The sequence below is a fragment of the Burkholderiaceae bacterium DAT-1 genome, from assembly GCA_019084025.1.
Taxonomy (GTDB): domain Bacteria; phylum Pseudomonadota; class Gammaproteobacteria; order Burkholderiales; family Chitinimonadaceae; genus DAT-1.
Genome location: JAHRBI010000007.1, coordinates 91,796 through 115,990 on the forward strand (window position 1 = coordinate 91,796; position 24,195 = coordinate 115,990).

At 53.0% G+C, this 24,195-nt stretch carries 22 protein-coding genes; 11 read left to right on the forward strand and 11 right to left on the reverse strand.

Translation table 11 applies throughout. From position 1 onward, the window contains the following. Positions 1 to 7 precede the first annotated feature (7 nt). Together KSF73_15445 and KSF73_15450 are read right to left on the reverse strand one after the other, a co-directional pair. Positions 8 to 1,639, reverse strand: a complete 1,632-nt coding sequence (locus tag KSF73_15445) for a DUF3369 domain-containing protein (protein MBV1777114.1) — start codon at positions 1,637 to 1,639, stop codon at positions 8 to 10. 117 nt (positions 1,640 to 1,756) lie between these two features. Continuing rightward, on the reverse strand, positions 1,757 to 4,993 hold the full coding sequence (locus KSF73_15450) for a hypothetical protein (protein ID MBV1777115.1): 3,237 nt from the start codon (positions 4,991 to 4,993) through the stop codon (positions 1,757 to 1,759). A gap of 354 nt (positions 4,994 to 5,347) precedes the next feature. Between KSF73_15450 and KSF73_15455 the strand changes: the two genes are divergently transcribed. The 7 genes from KSF73_15455 to KSF73_15485 all read left to right on the forward strand — a co-directional run bounded on the left by KSF73_15455 (position 5,348) and on the right by KSF73_15485 (position 12,979). Continuing rightward, positions 5,348 to 6,421 carry a PAS domain-containing protein gene (locus KSF73_15455; GenBank protein ID MBV1777116.1) on the forward strand — a complete coding sequence of 358 codons (1,074 nt, stop codon included), beginning with the start codon at positions 5,348 to 5,350 and terminating at the stop codon, positions 6,419 to 6,421. 19 nt (positions 6,422 to 6,440) lie between these two features. Then, on the forward strand, positions 6,441 to 6,836 hold the full coding sequence (locus tag KSF73_15460; protein MBV1777117.1) for a response regulator: 396 nt from the start codon (positions 6,441 to 6,443) through the stop codon (positions 6,834 to 6,836). A gap of 79 nt (positions 6,837 to 6,915) precedes the next feature. Continuing rightward, the gene (locus KSF73_15465) at positions 6,916 to 7,629 is read left to right on the forward strand and encodes a hypothetical protein (protein ID MBV1777118.1); all 714 of its coding nucleotides are present in this window, start codon (positions 6,916 to 6,918) and stop codon (positions 7,627 to 7,629) included. Continuing rightward, positions 7,626 to 9,176 (forward strand): hybrid sensor histidine kinase/response regulator, encoded by a 1,551-nt coding sequence (locus KSF73_15470; protein ID MBV1777119.1) that lies wholly within the window; start codon positions 7,626 to 7,628, stop codon positions 9,174 to 9,176. The genes KSF73_15465 and KSF73_15470 overlap by 4 nt, the downstream gene beginning before the upstream one ends. Positions 9,177 to 9,219: 43 nt before the next feature. Further along, the gene (locus tag KSF73_15475; protein ID MBV1777120.1) at positions 9,220 to 10,830 is read left to right on the forward strand and encodes a HAMP domain-containing histidine kinase; all 1,611 of its coding nucleotides are present in this window, start codon (positions 9,220 to 9,222) and stop codon (positions 10,828 to 10,830) included. 100 nt (positions 10,831 to 10,930) lie between these two features. Then, a complete protein-coding gene (locus KSF73_15480; protein ID MBV1777121.1) occupies positions 10,931 to 12,427 on the forward strand; it encodes a PAS domain-containing protein in 1,497 nt (498 codons plus the stop codon). Positions 12,428 to 12,517: 90 nt separating this feature from the next. Further along, positions 12,518 to 12,979: a hypothetical protein gene (locus KSF73_15485; protein ID MBV1777122.1), complete on the forward strand. Its 462-nt coding sequence runs from the start codon at positions 12,518 to 12,520 to the stop codon at positions 12,977 to 12,979. A 314-nt stretch (positions 12,980 to 13,293) separates the two neighbouring features. On the opposite strand, the gene KSF73_15490 is transcribed toward KSF73_15485, so the two are convergent. Continuing rightward, a complete protein-coding gene (locus tag KSF73_15490) occupies positions 13,294 to 15,279 on the reverse strand; it encodes a lytic transglycosylase domain-containing protein (protein ID MBV1777123.1) in 1,986 nt (661 codons plus the stop codon). A gap of 59 nt (positions 15,280 to 15,338) precedes the next feature. Here KSF73_15490 and KSF73_15495 point away from each other — a divergent pair, with 59 nt between their 5' ends. Beyond that, the gene (locus KSF73_15495; protein MBV1777124.1) at positions 15,339 to 15,710 is read left to right on the forward strand and encodes a 2Fe-2S iron-sulfur cluster binding domain-containing protein; all 372 of its coding nucleotides are present in this window, start codon (positions 15,339 to 15,341) and stop codon (positions 15,708 to 15,710) included. A gap of 4 nt (positions 15,711 to 15,714) precedes the next feature. Here the strand turns inward: KSF73_15495 and ubiA are convergent, their stop codons facing one another. Together ubiA and KSF73_15505 are read right to left on the reverse strand one after the other, a co-directional pair. Continuing rightward, entirely contained in the window at positions 15,715 to 16,596 is an 882-nt protein-coding gene (gene ubiA / locus KSF73_15500) for a 4-hydroxybenzoate octaprenyltransferase (GenBank protein ID MBV1777125.1), read from the reverse strand. 33 nt (positions 16,597 to 16,629) lie between these two features. After that, positions 16,630 to 17,169, reverse strand: coding sequence for a chorismate lyase (locus KSF73_15505; protein ID MBV1777126.1), 540 nt, complete (start codon positions 17,167 to 17,169; stop codon positions 16,630 to 16,632). Between the two features lie 178 nt (positions 17,170 to 17,347). On the opposite strand from KSF73_15505, the gene KSF73_15510 reads away from it, so the two are divergent. From KSF73_15510 to KSF73_15520, 3 genes are read left to right on the forward strand one after another with little or no spacing between them, the layout of a single operon-like run. Continuing rightward, entirely contained in the window at positions 17,348 to 17,659 is a 312-nt protein-coding gene (locus KSF73_15510; protein ID MBV1777127.1) for a PadR family transcriptional regulator, read from the forward strand. Next, complete coding sequence (locus KSF73_15515) at positions 17,656 to 18,267, forward strand: DUF1700 domain-containing protein (GenBank protein MBV1777128.1); 612 nt, start codon at positions 17,656 to 17,658, stop codon at positions 18,265 to 18,267. The genes KSF73_15510 and KSF73_15515 overlap by 4 nt, the downstream gene beginning before the upstream one ends. 13 nt (positions 18,268 to 18,280) lie before the next feature. Then, entirely contained in the window at positions 18,281 to 18,958 is a 678-nt protein-coding gene (locus KSF73_15520; GenBank protein ID MBV1777129.1) for a hypothetical protein, read from the forward strand. A gap of 22 nt (positions 18,959 to 18,980) precedes the next feature. Here the strand turns inward: KSF73_15520 and KSF73_15525 are convergent, their stop codons facing one another. The 6 genes from KSF73_15525 to KSF73_15550 all read right to left on the reverse strand — a co-directional run bounded on the left by KSF73_15525 (position 18,981) and on the right by KSF73_15550 (position 23,984). Then, the gene (locus tag KSF73_15525) at positions 18,981 to 19,994 is read right to left on the reverse strand and encodes a potassium channel protein (protein ID MBV1777130.1); all 1,014 of its coding nucleotides are present in this window, start codon (positions 19,992 to 19,994) and stop codon (positions 18,981 to 18,983) included. Positions 19,995 to 20,029: 35 nt separating this feature from the next. Continuing rightward, positions 20,030 to 20,905, reverse strand: coding sequence for an Hsp33 family molecular chaperone HslO (gene hslO, locus KSF73_15530; GenBank protein MBV1777131.1), 876 nt, complete (start codon positions 20,903 to 20,905; stop codon positions 20,030 to 20,032). A 67-nt stretch (positions 20,906 to 20,972) separates the two neighbouring features. After that, positions 20,973 to 21,554 (reverse strand): MFS transporter, encoded by a 582-nt coding sequence (locus KSF73_15535; GenBank protein ID MBV1777132.1) that lies wholly within the window; start codon positions 21,552 to 21,554, stop codon positions 20,973 to 20,975. Further along, positions 21,555 to 22,061 (reverse strand): nicotinamide-nucleotide amidohydrolase family protein, encoded by a 507-nt coding sequence (locus KSF73_15540; GenBank protein MBV1777133.1) that lies wholly within the window; start codon positions 22,059 to 22,061, stop codon positions 21,555 to 21,557. 11 nt (positions 22,062 to 22,072) lie between these two features. Further along, the gene (orn, locus tag KSF73_15545) at positions 22,073 to 22,618 is read right to left on the reverse strand and encodes an oligoribonuclease (GenBank protein ID MBV1777134.1); all 546 of its coding nucleotides are present in this window, start codon (positions 22,616 to 22,618) and stop codon (positions 22,073 to 22,075) included. 139 nt (positions 22,619 to 22,757) lie between these two features. Then, positions 22,758 to 23,984, reverse strand: coding sequence for a DUF3472 domain-containing protein (locus tag KSF73_15550; protein ID MBV1777135.1), 1,227 nt, complete (start codon positions 23,982 to 23,984; stop codon positions 22,758 to 22,760). Positions 23,985 to 24,195 lie beyond the last annotated feature (211 nt).

Consider the following 24,195-nt stretch of genomic DNA (forward strand, 5'->3'; position numbering starts at 1 on the left):
GGTCGGTTCAGCCTTCCGGGTACTCCAGATACACCTCAAGAATTGCATCACGGTTGCGGACAAACGCATCAATCACCTGGGGGTCGAATCGGGTGCCCTTGCAGGACAGAATGTAGGCTTCCGCATCTTCAAATATCCACGGTGATTTGTAGCAGCGGTGACTCAGCAACGCATCCAGTACATCGGCTACAGCTACAACGCGCCCAGCCAGACTGATTTCCTCACCTTTTAATCCTAGCGGATAGCCACTGCCATCCCAGCATTCGTGATGTTCACCTGCAATACTGGCACCTAGCCTCAGCATGGGACTGTCCGATTTTTTCAGCATGTCCTGCCCGATTGCCGAGTGGGTTTTCATGATTTCCCATTCGTGTGGATCGAGTTTGCCGGGCTTATTGAGAATGGCATCCGGAATGCCAATTTTTCCCAGATCATGCAAGGGTGCTGCCTGGCGGATAAACTCAACATCGCGAGTGGAGATATCGAAATCAGAAGCCAGAATCGCACTGATTTCACCCACCCTCAGCACATGCACGCCGGTTTCCTTGGATCGCTTTTCCACTGCTTCGCAAATCAGCATAATGGACGTGTGCTGACCGGATTCAATCTCCTCGCGCGCCAGCAAATACTCGTAGGTCATGATCACATTTTCAGCAAAAATGGTTAGGTATTCTTGTGCGATCGAGTCATGCTTAGGGTCAAACACAATATGTAAGACGCCCTCCGCCGAGCCCCCGCAGCTAAAATAGCCGATATAGCGATCCTCCCGCATCATGGTTTGCCGGGAAGCAAAGGCGTGATTGATTTCGGATCGGATCGAATCGGGAAGATGTGTGGGCGCCCCCATGCTATTGGAGCGACTAAACAGCCCATCCGTGAGTGCGATCACCGTCATTTCGCTGTTTCGATCATTGCGTGCAGCAACGTGAGCACTCAGCTGACTTGGACTCGCATGATCCGTTTCAACCCCCAATACATGCTTCAACTGCGTCATCAGTAACGATGCAAAGGAAAACAAGTTCTGTGAGTCGCGGATGGTGGCGATGGCATCAATCGTGCGGCACAGGTTCTGGCGGGCAGATTCGATGCGCATCAAATCGCGATATCCGCGAAACGCCGAAATAAACATGGTTTTCAGCTTGCGTTCGGTCAGCTCGGACTTTTCCTTGTAGTCATTGATATCGTAATCACGAATCACATGCTCTTCGGGCGCATGCCCCGGCTGACCTGTGCGCAGAATAATGCGGGGAAACGCATTTTTCAGATCTCGTCGTAGATAGGAAGCGACGTGCAGTCCTGCATCATCCGTTTCCATCACGACATCCAGCACAATCAGCGAGAAGTCAGGCTCTTGCGCCAAAACCTGTTTAGCCTCGACGCCGCTGTACGCATGCCTGAACGCCAGTGGGCGGTTCTCGAATTCGAACCCTTCCATGACGAGTTCCGTTACTTCATGAACACTCGGCTCATCATCGACAATCAACACCCGCCATGGCGCGCCTTTAGGAGAGTCACATGGCGGCGCCGCTGCGGGATCGTCCTCAATGATCCAGTCATCAGCCGGGTCGTCTGCCCTGGCAGCTGTGTGCTCGGGCTGACGGTTATCAGGCCTGCTGTCCGGATCAATTTGATGTGTCATATGCGCTCCCGCAAGGCGATTCCCGCCTAGTTACTATATGACATCTACTGATTGCTGAAGGAGGGAGTCTGTCCATGACGGACAAGCGGCACGCCTGCACGCAGCCGCTTGCTAAAGTCAGGTGTGTTCGGGTGCATCAGGGGCGACCAGAGGAAGGGTGATCGTAAAGGTGGTGCCGTGCCCCAGTGTGCTTTCGGCCTCAATTTTCCCGCACAGCACAGTGGCGATTAAATTAAAGACAAGATACAAACCCAGACCACTTCCGCCTTGCCCAAGCTTGGTTGTAAAGAATGGCTCGAATATGCGATGGAGCGCATCCGCAGGAATGCCTTTCCCGTTATCGATATATTTAAGGACAACGAAGGTATGCTCTTTGCGAGCCCAGATGGTAATTTGTCCATGTTCAATACCATCAAAGGCGTGAAGCAGGGCATTGGCAACCAGGTTGTCGGTAATTTGCTCGAGTGGCCCGGGATGGCTGTCCATCAGGATGTCAGGTGAAATATCAATGTGAATACGGTGACTGGTCTGTTTCAGACGCGGTGTCAGAATGACGACCATTTGCTCAAGCAACTCTTTCAGATTGAACTGACGCCTGCGATTGCTGGCCTGATCCACTGCCATCTGTTTGAAATGACTGATGAGGTGAGCGGCCTTGCTGCTGTTGTACTCAAGCTGGCGGGAAACCTCGCCGCATAGCCGGTTGAATGATTCGACCTGACTCTTGCGTACGGCACCTTGCTCCAGCGCGTGACCGAATTCGGCGACGCGCTCACCCAGGGTTGAGCTCACCACACGGATATTGCCAAGAGGGGTATTGAGTTCATGTGCCACACCGGCAACCAGGTCACCTAGCGCGGCGAGCTTTTCTGATTGCGCAAGTTGACGCATGGCTGCTTCAAGTTCCAGCGTGCGTTCAGCTACTCGCCGTTCCAAGGCCCGGTTATGCCGGCGAATCGATGTGATGCGCAACCACACGCCCCCTACAAGCAGGCCGATCGAGCCACACAGTGTAAGCACAATAAACCATGGGGCGAGCCAAAACGGAGGATGCACAATGACATCGAGTCTGGCCTCGTGAGGGCTAAAAATACCATCGGCATTGCTGCCCTGAACACGCAGGGTATAGCGGCCGCCTCGCAGGCTGGAGTACCGGCCAAAGGGTTGATTACCTGCCTCGTACCAACCTGTATCCCAGCCTTCTAGCATAAACCGGTATCGATTCTGGTCCGGATGCGTAAAGTCCAGTGCAACCGCACTAAATTCGAAGTAGTTGTGCTGCCAATCCAGCTCGATCGCTTTGATCCGTTCTGGTGCAAGCGTCTGGATGATGGGTTGTCCGCCTTGCGTGATGGCTGTGAAACGGACAGGGGGCTGACGGGGATTGTCGCGTATCTCGCGCGGATCGAATGCGTTGATGCCGTTCCCGCCGCCAAACCAGATACGACCCTGGCAATGCGTATAGGCCGCACCAAATGCTGCCCCCGTCTGAACACCATCACCGGCGCCATATTCCCGAAACTGGCCATTGTCCGGGTTAAACCGGATGATTTTTCCACCCGGTACATTCAGCCACAGATCGCCATCGGCATCTTCCGTCACATTGACCGCTTTATCGTCGGGGAATTTACCGTTCAGTTGGCTGAAGTGGGTAAATCGGCCGCTGTTAGGGTCAAACAATTCAAGGGCACCCCCCTTGGCCATGACCCAGAACTGACCTTTCCTTGTCTGCACAAAGGAATACACGATATTGCTGGCAATACTGTCGGGGTGCGCGTCGTCGTGTCGGTAGCTGGTAAATGTCTCCCGTTCTACGTCGAAACGGATCAACCCGCCACCGGGTGAGGCCGCCCACAGGATCGTCGGGTCTCGAACATCAAACGCAAGCTTCCAGATCACATCGCTGCCAATGCTCTCTGGCCGCTCCGGATCATGCTGATAGAAGGTGTATTGATGCAGCTGAGTGTCGAATCGCGCAATACCGGCCTTTCTGGTCGCAATCCAAACCCAGTCATGATGCCGGGGATCAAGTACCGCACTTTGGTTGGGGCGATCCTTGGGGAATGCCCATTCGCCTCGAATGATGCGCTTGTCCGGATCGTACAGAAACATGGCTTGATGATTCTGCTTTCCTGTCCCACCGCCAAACCAGAATTGCCCATGTGCATCGACAAACATGGGACGGTGCGGCGCATGCGGCTCTGGAATGACGTCGAAGTCATCTGTTTCCGGGCGATATAGGGCGAGTCCGTGTTCAAATGCATCGATCCAGAGTTGCTGGTCTGGAGCACAGTAGAGCGAAGAAACCGAGTTATAGGGCAGGCTATTGGGATTGTCCCGATTGTGCTGATACAGGCTGAATTTACTGCCCAGCGGGTCATACTTGTTGAGCTGACTGTCATAGTCAGCAATCCACATGACCCCATCGCGATCCTGCATGAGCGCGGCCAATTGCCGGCCACGAAGATTGGATTCATCCCCCGAGATCAAGCGCTGATACTGATGGTTTGCGGGGCTCAGAATCGTCAGGTAGCGATCACTGTGAACCATCCAGATCCGATGCTGAGCATCTTCGGCAAGATTGCGAATCCCGATATTGGCGCCCAATGTGGTTGGGTGGACAACTTCATATGCGTCATGCATGAGCACATGACCATCACCATCGAAGTGATAGAGCCCGTTTCGTTCCGTGCCCACCCAGATTGTCTGGTCGGCGGCGAGTAGAATGTCATTGATTCTACCTGCCACAACATGCGTAAAAGTATGACGAACAGGGTCATAGCGATCCAGGCCTGATTCAGTACCAATCCAGGTGTGGTTGTGATGATCGACGGCTATCGTGCTGACCCCATTGGCAATGAGGCTTGCATCGTTCCCGGACTCATGCAGCCAGCAACGGAAGTTTTGGCTGACCTGATCTAGTCTGCACACACCATCTTCGCTGGTTCCCACCCAAATGCCGCCGTTTCGATCTTCCGCAATCGCATGCGGACGAAAGTCCTGCCCCACGTGGTCGCTGGCAAGGCTGGCCGGATTGTTCTGCTGATGTCGATATACCGTGAATTGGTGTGTGGATTTATCGTAGCGATTGAGGCCACCACCTCCCGTTGCAATCCAGATGATGCCTTTACGATCTTCAAGCAATCCGGTCACGCTGAGAGAACTGAGGCCGCTGTTGCGCGTATCAAAAACCGTGAGCTGCTTGCCATCCCATTTACCCAGACCCGCCTGAAGGCCGATCCAGATAAAGCCATCGCGATCCTGAATCAAGCCTGCACCAAGGGCAGGGCGCTGTAGTGGCACATTGAAAAAGCGACTTACCCGAATTTCATCATCGAGACGTCCCCTGGGCAAAGTCGTTCCCGACGCAGCATTGCAGAGCAATAGCGCCAAGCAGTGCAGGTGAAATAGCCAAAGAAATAACGTGCGCGTGTTCAATGCCGACTCCAGATGCGCACAAGGGGGCAATCTGCCTGTCTGCGCAACGCATATTTGTATTCTGGATGATGGGGTTGTAGAAGCTAAATCTGGTGGTGACTCCCCGATAAGCGGCATTGCAGGTGCGACGGATGTGGACTGTACGCACACGCAGCAGAAAGCGTGAAATGCGCATCTAAATGATAAAAATGATAGAAAGAATAAATTTGATGATATTGCCTCGCTCGGTTAGAGTAAAGTCATCTACCGGCCTCTTAATGGAGGTGTGCCATGAATCGCTCAATGCAACTTTTGTTCGACAGCTTGCATGATGGTGTGATGGTTGTCGGACGGCACGGGGAGATGAAATACGCTAATCAGGCTGCCCGAAGCATATTTGGGCATGATGCATCCTCTGGTTTGCAACACCCGGCCATTCTTCGCAATCTGGCAGGAATCGAGTCGGGCTATGTCGCGCTACCGGTTTCTTTGACGCTGGATCGAGAGTTTGAACGCGATCTGGAAGCCAAATTGCTACCCAGTCCGGTCGGCGATGACATCATGGTGGTCATCCGCGATGATACCGATGAGCATCTATACCGAACCACCATACAAAACCTGATGAGCCTGTTCCATCGTGTGTGCCATGATGAAGCTCTTCGCTGTTTAAACGACTGCTCGCTACTGCTCAAATCACCGTCTGAAGCGACCCTGAAAATGGCGGGTGAGAGCTGGGGTCATTTCTCGTCGCAACTGCAAGAAGTGATCCAACTTGCCAGTGTCCATGCGGGGGTACAGATTCAAAATGGAGAGCGCCTCGACATCCCTCGCATTGTCTCCAGATTGACTGAGTCACTGACGCCGGCCTGTCGTCGCTATCAGGTGAGCTTGGCTTTCAATGGGATAGCCAGTGAGCTTCCGCCTGTATACGGCAGCGAAACATGGCTGGTAAATGCACTTGCCGCGCTCTCTAGAGCATTGATCGCGCAAACCCCGAAAGGGGGGGAGATCATGCTGGCTTGCTTACAGCACGGTGCCCATGTGTCGTTCAAATTCACCTCCAACAATATGCCGATTGCAGCACACCTTCGAGAACGAGTCTTCCTGCCGTTTTCGGCCGGGGTGATGGCTGGCGCTGCGTCCGCCGAGCTGCAGCCGAATCTGTTCATCGGTTTTGCACTGTGCAAGGCCATTCTGGAAATGCTGGGTGGACACGTGCGCTGGGCCGATCATGATGCACTCGACATTGTAATCGAGCTGCCAACTGGCGCGCCCAATCAATCCAGTCCGCACAACGAGGTCGATGCCGTGCAGATGGAGCGTTATGCACGGGATCTTGGTCGACTACTCGCATCTCGTGGCTAGCACGAGGCAAGGAGGCATCATGAAACCGCTGATTCTGATCGTTGAAGATCAAGCCGATATCCGAAAGCTCATCCGCATGACGCTGCAATTTGGGCCATACGAAGTACAGGAGTCTGATCATGGCTTGCTGGGTTTAAAGATGGCTCAGGCCAGCCAGCCCAAGCTTATGTTGCTGGATGTAATGATGCCGGGTGAGCTGGATGGCTATCAGGTATGTGCAAAGGTGAAGCAAGATCCTGCGCTAAAAGATACCTGCGTCATCATGCTGACTGCACGTGGTCAGCAGTCCGATTTCGAAGCAGGACGGGCGGCAGGCGCGGATGCTTATCTGACAAAGCCTTTCAGTCCACTTGAGTTGATTGATACCGTTCGCCAGCACATCGGACAGCAACCGGGTTCGGCAATGGCCGCGTGACGGTCGACTCCTCCCGGGTGTGATGCTTCAGGCAATTGGCAAGCCGAATTAGGCAGCGAATGCTGCAGAGGAGATTGCCATGGAAAGAGACGCGATAGCATGGCGCGTGGATGAACTTCCCTGCGAGTCGATTGAGATTGGCTTGCCACAAGCGCCTGTCGAGTGTGACGCAGCTCCACCAGAAAATGTTCGCCACGTGTATGGCCAACTGTTTCGGGTTGTCGAAGATATGCATTCAGCACTGCATGAGCGCGATCAAGCCAGAGCGGCCTTACTGAAAGTACAGCGCGAGCTACTCATCCGGCAAACCATGAAGTCTGACCGGTACCAGCCTGTCCATTATGTTCGCACGGGACTCCTGAGCGCCATGCTGGCCTACTGGCTGGGCGTATCCTCGGATCAATGCGATGCTTTGTTCTGCGCAACACCTGTCTTCGAGGTAAGTTACATCGACCCTAACGGCCGACCAGGCGGCTTGCTTGCAGAGTCAGTTCCCCTTGTCGGTCAGATTGTTGCACTGGTGAATTTCTGCACAGCACTACAAGCGAATCAATCCGGCACGTACTCACCGTTCGGACAAACGCAGCTAGATTCAATTCGACAGCATCGCGGTACGTTATTTGATGCCCAGTTGATTGATACGTTCATTGCCCACATTGATGACATTCATCAAGCCTGTGAGGCAATCGATGCGCTGCCCACAAATACGACCACACTCAACTTACCAAAGGACTTCTGGATGCAGTTTGCCCAGCGGCCTGCATCGCAGATTTTGCGGAGGATGCCATCATGAGCGAAGTAGATAGCTGGCTGCTGGATGATGCCGATGAAAATGGTCTGGCGGACACCCCTGCGGCACAGGCACGCTGGAAGATTGCAATCATTGACGATGAGCCCGACGTGCATCTGATGACTCGCCTCGCGCTGAAGGAGGCGAACTATCAAGGCCGCGGAGTAGAACTGCTTTCTGCCTACTCCGGTGAAGAGGGCTTCCAGCTCCTGCGCAATCATCCTGACACTGCGCTGGTTTTGCTGGATGTCGTCATGGAGTCAGATGATGCCGGCTTGAAGCTGGTCGATCGGATTCGCAACGAGCTGGGCAATCGCCGGGTCAGAATCGTCCTGCGAACAGGTCAGCCGGGGCAAGCGCCTGAACGCATGGTAATCAACCGGTACGATATCAATGACTACAAATGTAAAACGGAGCTTACTTCTGAGCGACTGTACACCACAGTCATTGCCTCCCTGCGTTTGTTTGATTTGCTTCATGAAATCGAGTCCAAGTCGGATCAACTGGCAACCATCATGCAACTCAGTTCGAGTGGTGTTGCCTATTTCGATCCCGAACGCAATCTGGCTTACTGCAATGCATCCATGCTGATGCTTTTCGAGCGGAGAATGTCCGACGTTCAGGATATGCCACTCATGGAAGTATTGAATCTGCTGGTGAGCCGGGGCGCCCGACTCGAACGGACACATCAGCTGCTCAATGCAGGACAGCTTCTTAATCAGGCCGAAGCATCGCCTGAGGGCATCATTCTCGAAGTCTGTCATCCGGTGTCAGCCGTTTTCTCAATTAAGGCAAAAGCGACCCCAGATGGGGGGCTGGCGCTCTACATGCGCGATATGACGCGCGAAAACCAGGTCGAGCGAATGAAAAGCGAGTTCTTGTCGATGGCTGCGCACGAGTTACGCACGCCAATGGCCAGCATTCGCGGATTTTCTGAATTGTTGCTGCATATGGAGATCGATCCCTCGCAAATGCGCGATATGCTGGAAACGATCAATCGTCAAAGCGTTCGTCTGACTCATTTGCTCAATGACCTGTTGGACTTGGCGAAAATCGAGGCCGGGGGTGCCAATGTTCTCAAGCCAGAGGTCTGCAGCATTGATACCTTCATCCAACCTGCCATCGATGCCTCGTTTACACCGGACAAGCGCCCCCGACTGGTTATGCAGCACGCCGCCCGCAGCGCTCAGGTACGGGTTGATATCGGCAAAATGCAGCAAGTGATGCTGAATCTGCTCGGGAATGCCATTAAGTATTCATCCGAGGGCAGCGCAATTGAACTTTCAACGCGCGCCCTGGGTGAAGACGAGGGCGGTGGCGTCAACATCGTCGTGAGAGATCACGGCATTGGCATGAAGCCGGAGCATGTTGCACGTGCATTTGAACGATTTTTCCGTGCGGATGAGTCGGGTCATATTCCGGGAACAGGGCTTGGGCTTTCGATTGCCAAAGAGATTGTCGATTTACTGGGGGGGCACGTGACCTTAAGCAGTGAGTTTGGCAAAGGCACGACGGTGACTGTCTGCTTGCCTGCCGTGTCCAATGGGTGATGTATATGTGACGTAGCAGCCTGATTCGCCGAAGGAGGCTATCATGCTTACGATATCCCGACGTGTAGGTGGTTTAGTTACTCTGGCCGTGGTCGCCATCGGTGTGACCGGCTTGTTTGGACTGATTCAGCTGAACAGAGTAGATAAACAGGTTCGTAAACTGAATCACGAAGCCACCCCGCTGATTATCTCCAGCGCAGAGCTGGGTATAGCTTTCAAAACCATCCCGCCGATATTGATTAGTCAGCTAAACGAGACGGATACGTTTCTCCGTGAAGGATTCAGTCGCAAACTGCATGTAGCTGAGCAACAGCTGCAAGATGCCTTGAATGCCCGCAAACGGCAAACCCATCCGGACGCCATGGCCTCTCATGACGAACTGATGTACCAATTGATACAGCAGTATATTCAGGCCATGCATCAGGCGCTCGAGTACACCAGGGCAGGCAACAGTGCAGATGCCTTTGTTGTGCTGTATTCAACGATACTGCCACTGAACGATAAGATTGACGAGCTGCTGCGCCAGGACAGAGAGGCCGGTAAACACGCACAGCAACAAGGTGAGGCAAATATCGACGATACATTTAATCATGTCATGACAGCCTATCTTGGTATTGGGCTGTTCTCCATGATCATGCTGAGCGTGAGCGGATGGTTGCTGTATCGCCGTATCGTTCATCCGGTTCATGCAATGCAGACCACTGCACTGGATATTGTCAGTTCGCAGGATTTTTCGCGACGGATGCCAGTGTATGAGCTGGATGAGGTGGGTGAAACCAGCCTGGCCTTCAATTGCCTGCTTGATAATGTGGTAGAGGCCAAATCGTCCGCCGAAACCGCGCTGGACGAATTGAAAAGTACGCAGGCCTCGCTCGTCGAAGCCGAGAAAATGTCTTCACTGGGGGGGCTGGTCGCGGGCGTTGCCCATGAGATCAATACGCCTCTGGGTATCGCCCTGACTTGCTCCACCCACCTCCATGAAGCCTCCAAAACCATTCATGACGCGCTCACGGCGGGTAGCCTGCGTAAAGCAGATCTCCAGTCATTTATGGATGATGCACTCGAATCCACCCAGCTCATTCATAACAACACTAACCGAGCAGCGTCATTGGTGCAAAGCTTCAAGCAGGTTGCGGTTGATCAGGCCAGCGAAGCACCACGCATCTTTGATCTTGAGCAGTACCTGCAGGAGATACTAACCAGTCTCGGACCGCGCGTTCGCAAGGCACATGCATGGATTATTCTGCAGGTTGAAACGCCCGTCTCCATCCATAGTTATCCTGGCGCGTTTGCTCAGGTCATCACCAATCTGGTGATTAATGCGCTGGTGCATGGTCTGGATGACAGGGAGGGGGGAGAAATCCGGATCGTGGCAACTCAGTCAGCAGAATGGGTCACGCTGGATGTGAGTGATAACGGCAGAGGCATTCCCCAGGAACATATCGGCAAAATTTTCGAGCCATTTTTTACGACCAAGCGCGGGCAAGGTGGTAGCGGTCTCGGATTGCACATTGTCTACAACATCATGCGCAATCAGCTGGGGGGCGATATAAAGGTAGAAAGTACCCAGCAGGCCGGAACAGTGTTCCACTTAAGCCTACCGGTCACCGCCCCCAATCTTGCGGAAGCTGGCGCTTTTCCCCTTGCTGCATGATAACGGGTGAACGGACGCGATATACATTCAATGAAGCCACGCTGCAGCGTAAACCGTTGTGCATACGCCTGAATGCGTGTGCCTGATTTGGGAGGCGAACATGCGAATCGAACCTGGAAGTACACAGCCCAGCCGAAGACGTGGCACTCAATCCCCGGCGGGCGACCCTGCCATGCTGTTTCAGCGGGCGCTATCCTGCAGTCACAATGGTGTTGTGATCAGCGAAGTGTGCGATGGCCATGAAACCATCATCTTCGTCAATCCGGCTTTTTTGAATATGACGGGTTATCAATCAGCAGAAGTCATCGGTAAAAGTTGCGCCTTTTTACAAGGCCCACTGACTGATCAGGAAGAAATTGCCTACATACGCGCTTCGCTTGCAAAAGGCGAAGGCTGTGAAACCACACTCCTCAACTACCGGAAGGATGGCGAAACTTTCTGGAATCACCTCACCATTACGCCGGTACCTGATGCAGATGGCGTTATTCGCCATTTTGTAGGTGTACAAAGCAATGTCAGCGATATTCATGCCCGGGACGAAATGATTCGCGATATTATCTGTCGACAAGAAGTGATATTTACACTCACGCCAGACGGTTTTGCTACGTTTGATGAAGGTGGGTATCTGAGCTATGCAAACCCGGCCTTTGAACGCATGACGGGATGCATGATCGGAGATCTGTATGGCATTTCAGTGGCGGAGCTCGAGCATAAAATTAACGCATTACTCAGGCCCACCACGAACCAATTAGATATCAGTAACTGGCAGGGACAAGAACAAAAGCTCGCTGTTCTAGAAATGCTGATTCCAAGGCAGCGCTTTATTAAGCCCTATGTGTTAAATGGGGGATCTGCATCAGCTGCGATTGTGCTGCATCTGCGTGATGTTACCCACGAGCATGAAGTTGACCGCATGAAGAGCGAGTTTCTTACAACTGCGGCGCATGAATTGCGAACACCTATGGCATCGATTATGGGTTTTGCCGAGCTGCTCAAGTTGCAGGAATTTCCGCAGGACATGGTGCAAGACATGCTTGATACCATTCACCGGCAGTCGCAACGTCTGACAAGCCTGTTAAATGAATTACTCGATCTTGCCCGGATTGAAGCGCGGCGAGGGGTGGACTTCAAGTGCGTACCGGTTTCGCTTGTTAATCTCATCAATAACACCATTCAGGCATGCCCACGAGAGGATTATCCGGCTCGCATTATTCTGAATGATCTGCCCGATATTCAAGTGTTTGGCGACTGGAATAAATTGCAGCAGGCTGTGATGAATGTGATTGTGAATGCGCTCAAATATTCACCCAGCGGAGGGAGTATCCATATCAGGAGCTGGATCGAAGGGGATATTTGCAGTATCGAAGTGAAAGATCAGGGAATTGGCATGAGCCCGGCACATCTGGAGCGGGTATTCGAACGATTCTTTCGTGCCGATGCCTCAGGCAATATTCCGGGGACAGGATTGGGAATGTGTCTGGTGAAAGAGATTATCGAGTTACATCGGGGCAGCGTACGTGTGAGTAGTGCACTGGGAGAGGGGACAGTTGTATGCTTAACACTTCCCGTTTGTAAACTATCCTCTGTGCCGGGGTAGTGGGTGGCTGGCATAATTCCAAATATTGTTTATGGTATATGGCGTGGTATAGTAATCAACCAACAATAGTGGAGTGCTTTGCGAGTTTATATGCTGAAATACTTAGCCGCTATTTTATTTGGCGTTTCTATGCTCAATTTGACACATGCTGATGAATCTATACGGTTTTTGCATTATGGAATTGAATTGCCAGATGGGTATAACCTTGTCAACAAAACATCGTTCATGATGGAATACGGTTACTTTGAAATATTTGACCCCGGTGGTGTTAAGAAAGCAGGGATGTTTGTAGGTAGGCAATCAGGTTTTCGCTGTGGATTGAATGCATCCGAGTTTGCCCGATTAATGAAACAAGAGGGTTATTGTGATTTCCAGACACCCAACCTTGCATTTCAGGGTTTCAGGATGTTTTCGGGGTTGTCGTACAAATCAAGCCAGGACACACCTTGGGGCACAATCCATTTTTGGATTGAAAAGCGAGGATTGGATGACGAAACGGCGCTTGTCCAGTCTTTCAGGAACATCACAGTGGAAAAACAGCATATTGAGTAACTTTATGCCGCTGAAGCGGCATCTACAAAGCTTGGCTACTTTGAATGCCCTATCCGGCAGCTCCTGAAAGAAAGCACGATACCTGACTATGAACTGGATGACCGACGCCCAACTCGAACTCCTAATTGGCGTCTCAGTTTGCGGCCTGCTGCTAATGGGGGGTGTGGTGGTGCTTTTTGGGGCTGACCGGCTTCGACTGGGCGCAACGCGATGCGCTAGTTCTGCAAGGAAGAAGCGTTCTACAAAGCAGCCCGCCCGTCGCCCCAGGAAAAAGATTGCATGCCGCACACCTTAGTGCGACATGCACCTTTTCATCACGTATTACTGCTCATCACTTTTGCTTCATCCAGTGTTGGATCCGGCAGATCTTCGGTGGCAGACGAGCCGCGTACTGGAATGGTACCTAGTCTGCGCTTGAGTGATGTTTCACCATAGCCAAATGTTCGGGCGTAAAACACAGAATTGGCCATGACTTTTTTGACATAGTCACGGGTTTCAAAAAACGGGATCGTTTCAATGTAGATTGCACCATCCAGCGCGCGCTCGTTGTCCTGCCAGGCTCTCGCCCTGCCGGGGCCAGCGTTATAGGCTGCGGTGGCAAGAACAGGTTGATTCCCGAGACTGCCTAACACATGTTTCAGATAGTAAGTGCCTAGCTGGACATTGGTACCCAGCTCATTAATGGCACTCGGACTCATTGAACCCAGGCCGAGTTTTTTGGCCAGCCACTTGGCGGTAGCCGGCATCACCTGCATTAATCCCCTCGCACCTACGCCTGACTTGGCGGCGCTGACAAAGCGACTTTCCTGACGTATCAGGCCATATACCCAGGCCTCATCAACGCCAGCCTGGCGAGCGTAGACCTGTGTGACATCGCGGTAGGGGCTTAGATAGCGCAGGTTGAAGTCGTGAATGGTGCGCGTTCGCTCTGCCGAGTATATTGCGCGATCGTACCAGCCATTCTGACGGGCGATATCGGCCGCGGCAATAAGCTGACGGTCATCCATGCCGCGCATGGCCCAGTTCCACTCACGAACAGCCTCGGTGCGCCAGTCCAGTGTATAAAGGGCAAGTGCACGCTCGATACTGTGGCGACTGCGCACAGCCTGCAGCTCATCTTCATTTGGGCGGTAACGGCCGGTTGTGACATCGGCGACCGCGCCAAGTTCGTCTCGCGATAACAGTCCGTAATAGTCAAAGCTTCCGGATAGTGAGGCGTAGATAGCATTGGCTTCGAGTCGATGTCCTGTTTCTGCCAGCATGCGCGCTCGCCAGAATTGCCAGGCCGATTCATTTTGCTTTGCAGGCGGCAGGGCATTCAAGGCGTAGGCAACGAACTCCCATTTTCCCGATCGCAGGGCCGCACGTACACGCCATTCTGCGTCCTCGGTTGCTACTTGTGACGCAGGTAGTCCCTTGGCGAACCAGGACAAACTATCTGGCATACGCTGGCGTGCCGCATAAGCGGCGAGTTTGGTGTACATGTACTGGCGGTCGGATTGACCAAGATGCTTTTCGTACTGCAGAAAATGCGACATGGCATCCTGGGCATCTTTTCGCGCAACCAGTATGGTTGCATACATGGCCAATTCTCGGCTTCCTCGTGAGGAAAGATCGAGCTTTGCCAGGAATTTGCTTGTTTTCTGCGTAGCCAAACGCATCCGCTTGACATCCAGTCCATCAGCTCGCTTTAGACGCGGGAGCAAGGCTTCAGCAAAGTCGGCATGATTGGCCGCCAGGGCTAACCTGATACGACTCCAGACATCGTCTTGATCGAGTACCCCTCGAGCAAATAACTGATCAAACAGCGGCGCACACGGGTCAGGCAGACCTTTATCGCTAAACCAGAGTGTTTTGGCGGTCTGGATGGCATCCTGCTCATTATTGGCTAAACCCATTTGCAGGCGGTAGCAATGTACATCCGACCCCACATCCCATTGCTGCAGGCGAGGCCACTCCTGTGCAAAAGTTGGCCATTTACGCTTCATGCCCAGATTGCGCAGCCATTCACCACGCAATTTCTCGGCAAGCCAGCTATCGGGGTAGCGGTCTAGAAACTGACGGATTTCTTGATCAGGCAGGGTGTCGATCTGTAGGCTGACTTGCCAGTATTCAGGGTAGATTGCCAGTGCAGTGCCACGAAGCCGGTTGGCAATGTCATCCAGCCTGGTAATCTGGCGGTTTTGCGCAGCCTCCTTGGCGGCGCTCATATCTTCCAGGACGCTTGCCTGAACAGATGCTAAAGAAAACAGGCCAATTGCAAGCGCGAATGCGGCGCGGAGAAAGGTGCGGTTCTGCATAAATGCGGGTAACTCTTATAATTCCCTCTGAGTTTTGAGCTTAACACATCAGGGAAGGAATGCTGTCAATGCCGGTTTATTCCAGCGTTAAATTTGTCAGCCCACGGCTTCAATCAGAGCTTGAAGCAAAGGCAGAGACAGAAAGTCTGCTAATCGACCTTATTCGGCCTCTGGTGATTGAAGGACAGCTCCCACTATATTGGCGATGCGGGCATGGAACCTGCGGGGCCTGTCTTGTCTATATCGAGCATGCTGGTAGTGGGCATGCTGCGATGCAGTATTCAGGCAAAGAGTACAATGTACTGAAGCGCCAAAATCGCATTGCACCCGATATGGCATCCAATCACCCCTGTGCAGATACGGCAACATTACCCCGTTTGGCGTGCCACGTGCGAATTCCTGCTGGCGACGTGGTCGTGAAGTTTGATTGAATACTCACCACTGAATATGCAGGGTTCGATCCGCAGCAACCGCAATAAAAACGGTCATACCGACATAGTTGTTATCCAGGAATGCGCGAAAGCAATTCTGTCTATCCCGTCCGCGAATGTGCTTGTATTGCAAGGCAATTAGAAAAGCCGCGATCAGCATCCCTGCATACCAGAGCGGACCACTGCGCAACAGGTAACCGCAGATGCCCAATCCAATCAGAAACAGGGCGTGAAAGAACATGACCCATTCAGCATCCCGCTCGCCGAATGTAATGGCCGATGTTTTCATGCCAATTTTGAGGTCGTCCGGCTTATCTACCATCGCATATTCGGTATCGTAAGCAATCGTCCAGCATAAGTTTGCGGCCATCAGAACCCATGCAACGGGGGGGATATTGTTAAGCGTGGCAGCAAAAGCCATCGGAATACCAAAGCTGAACGCGAGTCCGAGCCAGGCTTGCGGAACAGGAAAAAATCGTTTGAAAAATGGATAGCTGGCGGCAATGACAGCAGCCGGAATGGTAAGGAGTAGCGCAAATCGATTTAGCGGCAGGGCGATGAGCAGAGCGCAAAGGGCCAGGCCCGCCGCAAGGAGGAGCGCCTCGGTTCCGCCCACCTCACCGGTAATCAGCGGTCGGTGCCGCGTCCGTTCAACGTGACCGTCGAATTTGCGGTCGGCCCAGTCATTGATCACACATCCTGCGCTGCGCATCAACACTGTGCCTAACACAAATATCCACGCGATCAACCAATCGGGATGGCCACTAGTGGCGATCCAGACGCCCCACAGCGTGGGCCACAACAGCAACAGAATGCCGATTGGCTTGTCCAGACGCGTCAATCGTTCGTATGCGTTTAGTTTGGTTTTCAGCGTGGTCAGATTCATGGCGGCGAATTCGGTTCAGTCCAGTGTGCTTGACTAGTCTGCGTGGTCAATTGCAGGCAAAAATAACTCAGTTACCAGCAGGCGTGCTGCGCCAAGGGTGAAGCAAGAGCGCCGCGCCCACAGTGGCTTGACCAGATCGGGAACGGCATGTTTTGCAGCATGCCAAAGCGGATGACGCGGATCAATCCGGCTGAAGGTTAATATGCCACGCCTGACCTTGGGATTGGCAAATAAAGTGGCACCCAGCGGACGCGTGCCCTGACCCGCAACATGCCTGAATCCAAGACGCAGCGCATCCCTGACCATCACGGAATGTGCAAATACGAGCGGAGTATCCCCGCTCATGAGTACAACATCCCTCACGATTGCAGGTTCACGGGCAGATGCGCTGATCAGGCGGAATTCATCCTCGAATGGATGTCCGACCGTTTGGTGGATGAGCTGAACCCTGAAGGCTGGAAACCGCTGTTTGAGTTTGGCTGTCAGCGAAGCCGGATCGGTTAGCCAATCCTGCATATGGATGGGCGCCCGAAACGCGGGATGAGTCCAGCGGGCCTCATGTTTATGCAACATGCGTCTCACGGAATGTCAAAAACTGGCGGATTATGCCATATGCGCCCGATTTTCCGCGCAGCAATACGATATTTAGTTGTACGCGTGTATGGACGATTGCTGCAACACCCGACGATCTGTCGCTTGTGATGGGGAGGTGGCTGTAATAGAGTCGCTAGCTTAATTCAGGAGAATCGGCGTGAAGACCAACCTGGAGCGCACTGCGCTCGAAATAAGCATTCTGACCTTGTTGTCGGAGCGAGATTGTTACTGGTATGAAATCTATGGCGAGTTGGTTAAACAACATGCCCTGGAGGAACGGCTGATCTATCCCTTATTGAGACATATGCAGGCCGATCTGCTGGTATCGAGTTATCTTGTGAATTCTCCGTCTGGATCGAGGCGATATTTTAAGTTGTGCGATTCTGGGCGAACGCTACTCGGTGAGCAATCCGCCATTTGGCAAAGTGTAGGTATACGTCTAGGCGGTCTGTCTGGAGGAGCAGCATGACAACGGATGATTATTTGCTGGAATTGCGCAAGTCCCTGAAAGGGATGGATCACCATGCCATTGACGACATTGTTGCCGACTACACGCAGTATTTTGCGGATGCGAAAGCGGCAGGGCGTGATGAAAGCGAAGTAATTGCGTCATTTGGCCCGGCGGCTTCACAGGCCGCACTTTTTGCAGATATCAAAGTCCCTGCATCCAGAATAAATGAGTCAGATCAGCAGGATATCGGGATTTTTCGCACCATCATCGCCGTGATTGGCATGGGTACACTGAATGCGCTATTGGTATTACCCATATTGTTAACGGTGGTGATGCTTGTGGTGACATTATGGTTTGGCGCTGCAGTCACACTTTTTGTCGGGCTGTCAATGTTGCTTTTCCACGTGGCGGACTTGAATTTAGGACAGTATATTGTAATTGATATTGGCGGTACCGTTGTCGAGAGCGGCCCTTTGCTGAGCGTGCTGGGGTTCGGCTCGCTGTGTATGGGTCTCGTTTGGCTTTGGTTAAACTACCACGTCACCCGCTGGATTTCCCGCGGAGTTGCGCGCTATGCACAGATAAACCTACGTATCGTGACACGCAAATCAACTCTAACTTCCTGAATACCTTTTCGCGGTGATACAGATTGCCAACCCCTCCCTGCCTGATTCCGATCTGATTGGTGAAATTGCCGATCAGATCGAATGGGCGCTTGCAGGCCGGATGTTGGGGGCTCAGGCACGTGATTGCCTAGTCCCTTACTGGACGGCGCTTTTGTGCGCGGCAGCCAAAAAAATGGGAGAGTACCCCAAGGCTTACGCGCTTGCCGTATCCAACATGCTGTCATTGATTCGCATCATCGAAGAGCGTGACGACTATTGTCCGGTTGATGACATCATTACCCAGATCAGTGCGGTGTTCGAGCACATGCAGGTGCTGGCGGAACTGGTTGATGTCAGCATCCCAGATGCTCGCCAATTGCTGAGGCTCATGATGCGGCAGTGGGCCTGCGGGCAGGGTGCTTCAATGCTCCGGCGAGAACGAGCCGGGCAGTGGAAGTACGGTAGCTACGCGTCCGCAGCCCTGGGGCAACTGTCGGTTGGCGTCATTGCCAGGTTGAATGAGCACGGTACTCAACGTGTGCTGGAGCTGGCCTGGCATGATGAGTCCGGTGAATTATTTGTATTTGCGGATTGTGTCAGGTTGTCATTGGTTGCATTACACGCTGAACGCATTCTGACATTATTCAAACTAGGCGCATTGTTAATTGAGCAGCATCCCTCAGCAGAGTCGTTTACTCACCGTGCGAAGTAGTTGCGCAAGGTAAAACGTGCACCTATTTTGATTTTGCCGCCAGTCTATCGAGTACTTCGGTCATTCGCGCCGACTCACCCATAAACATCAGCGTATCGCCTGCTTCAAGCCGTGTATCGCCGGGCGGATTAAATAGATGCGTCTGGCTTTGTGCCCGCTGTAGTGAAACAAGTGCCACGCCAGACATCGACTGAAGTCCCAGATCGGAAATACGCTTTCCGATATGAACGGAATCGTGTGGCAGGCCAATTTCCTCCGCACGAACAGATTCACCATGCGAAGGCAGCATCATATCCAGCAGGGTAACAAACGAAGGACGAACGAGTTCCGACACCATTCGTAAACCGCCGATAAAGTTTGGCATGACCACACCATCTGCACCAACGGTACGCAGTTTTTGGCGAGACGGCTCTTCAATCGCCTTGGCAATGATGCGCATGGTGCCATTTAGCGCCTTGCCGGAGAGTACGACAAAGACGTTGTCAGCATCGGTATGCAATGATGCAATGAGCCCCTTGGCGCGCTTTACGCCAGATGCCAGCAAGCTATCGTCAACTGTGGCATCACCCTCGACACACAATACATGACGTTCCCGCAATTCACGTAACTTGGTCGGGTCTGTTTCAATCACTACGAACGGTGTGCCTGTCTTGAGCAGTTCTTCCACCACGTAACGACCGGTCGATCCATACCCGCACACGATGACATGGTCGGTCAGACGATCAATCACGGTTTGCATGCGTATCTTTCTCCATTCGTCTGCCAGCTTACCTTCTACAATCACCGCGGTGAGTGCTGCGATGGCGTAAAGCACTACACCGGTACCGAACAGAATGAGCAGCATCGTGAACATTCTGCCGGCATGCGACAGCGGGTGAACCTCACCATAACCAATGGTGGCAACGGTAATGACGGTCATGTACAGGCCGTCAAACCAGTCCCAGCCTTCGATCATCATGTATCCGACCGTACCAAAGCAGAGCGCCAAAAACACCAGCAATGTTAGATTGACGATCTGTTTGATGATGCGCTGCATCGTACGTTCCGCAGTAGGGTGAAGGGTAGATAGACTTAGTGTCTGGTATCGTTTGCCGAGACCGGAGTGGTGGCAGTAAAGAGATGCGCAACATCTACCGCATCAAAGCCATAGTGCTGATTGCAGAAATCGCAATGGATATCCACCGACCCGCGCTCTGCAATGATGGCGTCAGCCTCTTGCTTGCCAACCATTTTCAGCATATCACCCACTTTTTCACGGCTGCAGCGACAGCCAAAATGGGGATGATCTTCGGCCATCACCCGAACGGTTTCCTCGTGGAAAAGTCGGTGCAAAAGATCCAGCGGCGGCAGGGAAAGTAATTCATCCGGCTTGATGGTGTCGCCCAGAATCGTCAGGCGGTTCCACGCATCCGGGTCTCCCTGTCCGGCAGGCAATTTCTGCAGCATGAAGCCGGCGGCGGTATCGTTATCGCAAGCGAGCCACAGGCGTGTATCAAGCTGCTCGGATGTCTGCATATAGTGCTCGATAATCGCTGCGATACTGGTGCCGGATAATCCGACGATCCCCTGGTAGGTCTGACCGCCATCACGCGGATCAAGCGTAATCACGAACTTTCCATCGCCCAGTAATTGTGCGAGTGGCAGGTCGGGAAAATCTTGCTCCTCATCCCATCGGGCAGTGGCGCGGAGCGTCAGATCTGACTCGCATTCAACAACCGCCAATTTGAGATGACCGTTGCCATGCAATTGCATGACGATGGAACCATTGAATTTCAACATGGCAGACAACAATGCGGCAGACGCCATCAGTTCGCCCAATATGGTTTGCAGGGGCTGTGGATATTCGCGCCGACTTTGTACTGCCTGCCAGGCAGATTTGAGCTGGACAACTTCTCCACGCACCGGGGCAGAATCGAACAGAAAGCGTTGCAGGGTATCGTGAGACATGAGGACTGAACCTGTAGCGGTGTGTGGTGATAATCAAAGTTTAATCGAGTTCGCGCCTTGCGCTGCCTCAATCGTGCGCCTGAATGACGGCGATTTCGTGCAGAGTCATGGGCAGAGATGAGCTGACATCGAATACGCAGCCGGTTTCAACGCCTGCGCGGGCAATCGAACTTGCCGTTGAATCTGCAAGGTGGTAGACGGCGTGCATGGCACCTATGGCGTAATCGCGGCCGCTGCCAATCGCCCAGTATTGCTTGTATTCATACACTTCACGCATCGAATACACGCCAAATATCCCGTGAGGGTTGGCGATCAGTACGGTCATCTGACTGGATTCGTACGGGTCGTCCTCTTCCTCTTCGGTTTTGAGAAAGTAATCTTCCTTCAGCTTGGCGTGTAGTTTGCGGAAGCTCTCGAAGATGGCGGCGCGACTGCTGAAATCAAGCCCGCGCGTTTTGCCGAGTATCGATTGCATCACCAGATCGTGCGCGGCTGAGCCTGCAATCGCAAAGAAGCTGCCGTGTGATTCAAATATTTTGTTCGGGCACGCGTCAAATGCATGACTCATACGCGTTTCGCCGAATGTAGACTGCGTGTCGCCACAAATGGCGATTTGATCGTGTTTGCGCACGACAACAATAGTGGTCATTCAGCCTGCTTCCTTTTGTGCGAGGGCAATCAGGGTTGAAAGCGCGTGATGGATGGTTGCGGTACGGACAGCATGACGTGACCCCGGAAACTGCAGAGTTTCACAATAGGCATGCGTTGGGGTGACAAATCCGAAGCAAACGGTGCCGACCGGTTTGCTTGGCGTGCCGCCACCCGGCCCCGCAATGCCGGAGACTGCAACCGAAAAGTGTGCACCACTGAGCCGTTGCGCAGCGCCCGACATGGCGGCGACCACGGGTTCGCTGACCGCGCCATGCTCAATCAGCACATCTTCCGGTACACCCAGCATCGCGGCCTTGGCTGCGTTGGAGTAGGTCACCCAGCCTGCATCGAACCAAGCCGAACTGCCAGCTGTTTCGGTGATGGTCGCCGCAATGCCGCCACCTGTACAACTCTCGGCTGTCGTTACCCGCCAGCCTTTCGCGCGCATATGGTCGCCAAGTTGTGCGGACAGGACCAGCAGGTCGAGTGATGCCTGATCGCTCATGCCATTTCCGATTAAGCGTGAATAAAATGCTCGCGGTAGTATTTCAGCTCATTGATGGATTCATATACATCGGCCAGGGCTTCATGCTTGCCATGCTTGGTGACACCCTTGGCAATGGCGGGAGCCCAGCGTTTGCACAGTTCCTTGATCGTGCTGACATCAATATTACGATAGTGGAACCATGTCTCGAGTTCGGGCATCCAGCGCACCATGAAGCGACGATCCTGATGGATGGTATTGCCACACATCGGAGAAACACCCTTCGGGCAATGTGCAGCGATGAAGTCAATAACCTGCTGCGCTGCCTGCTGCTCGGTCAGTGTGCTGGCTTTGACTCGGCCAATCAGACCCGAATTGCCATGCGTCTTTTTATTCCAGTCATCCATTGCATCCAGTACGCTGTCTGGTTGATGGATGACCAGCACGGGACCTTCCGCGACTGTTTCAAGCTGAGAGTTGGTGATCACCAGCGCAATTTCGAGAATGCGGTCGGTGTCGGGGTTGAGGCCGGACATTTCCATATCCAGCCAGACAAGATTGTTTTGGTCTTGTGCCATAGCGTCCATCACTGTGCGAGCGAGTCCTGAAAAAGGTTCAAGACAGTTCAAAGTGTAATTGTACACGGCAACGATCACGAAAACGAAAACAGGCCGCGTATACGGCCTGTAAACTCGGCGGATATCCGATTAGCCGATGCTATTTTTTGATTGCGGGTGCCTGAGCAGGCATCTCCAGAATCTGAATAGACTGGCCGTTTGGCATGTCGAGCGGTGCACCGGCGGAAGATCCGCCTGTGCTGGCCGTGAATCCTGCGGCGTCTGCCGAGAATTGGTAGTTTTTGCAGACTTCATTGTGATCCGGCGTATATACACCGTACCCCCAACCGGAGGTAATCGACGAAGTTTGACCTGTCGCTGCATCGCGATATCTGATATTGCTGAAGTGAGCCGTACGTGTTGCGGTCTTCAGGCAACTGGATTGTCCATTACCATAATCCTCAACGAAACTATTCGCGCCCAGCATGGCATATGGTGATGAGGGCGTATAGCGCATGGTTGCTACTTTGAAGCGATTAGCACTGCCTGAGGTGTCTGTAACGTAGATACTGACGTCCAGCATGCCGTTGGCTGCGGCCCGGGTTTCTGCGTCAAAGTGGTATGTCACTCCCGCCTTGGGTTTGTAAGGTGTAAAACATTGAATCCCGGTGCCTTCGCCGCCAAAGCCCTGACATGTCGAGCCTGCCTTGTCGATGACGATCGGATCTACACCGTTGATCGCCCAGATTGAAAACAGGATGCGATCGGGCTGGATGCCGGAGTAGCCATCATTCCAGCCGATCGCCATGTAGTAGGTACTTGCAGGAAAACTCTGCGGCGTGACATCTATTGAAAAGCGATCCCAGCTTGGCGAGTAGTAACCGATATGTACCGAGTTGGCACGCGTGGTATGCGCGGCAACATTACCCTGAATCATGGCAGTCGATGTCGTGCCATTGGCGCGGGTCATTGTTGCATTGATCGCCTGCCAATTATTCGAACCCGCAATCCACCATGCACTAACGGTGCCATCTTCTCCGGTTACCGGGCTGTCCGGGTAGACCCAGCCTGATGCGGCACTGCCGTTTGAGGGCGAAAAATTCACGGCGCACCCGACCACCGCCTGGCCGCGCGCACTGACCCTTACTTTGATTTTCTGAGGGTTGTCCGTTGTGTTGTTACTTGAATAAGCCGGGTTGTACAGCGTCGAACCAAATGCTGCCCCCATTCGTGCCCAACCGGCTTGCGGGGTGACCGCAGTGAGCGTGGCATTGTTCGGGCAGGAGGCAGCAGCTCGCACGGGAGGCGCATACAGTCCCGACAGGCAGGCAAGCAGAATGCTGGCGTGAAACGAGTAGGAGCGAATTCGGGCTATGAGATGCTTCATGTGCGAACCTATTTGTTAAGCGAAACGATTCGACAGTTTTAACATGGGATAAAACGAAATGAAAAAGTGAACTTGTATAGAATATAATTTTGGTTGCATTGTCGCCACCGCAGCACACACGCCGGATGATGCGCCGTAGGGCGCGGTTGAATGTCTAATCGTGTATAGTCGCGCGTTCGAGGCGTTTTCATGCCTGTGCTGATAGGCTTGG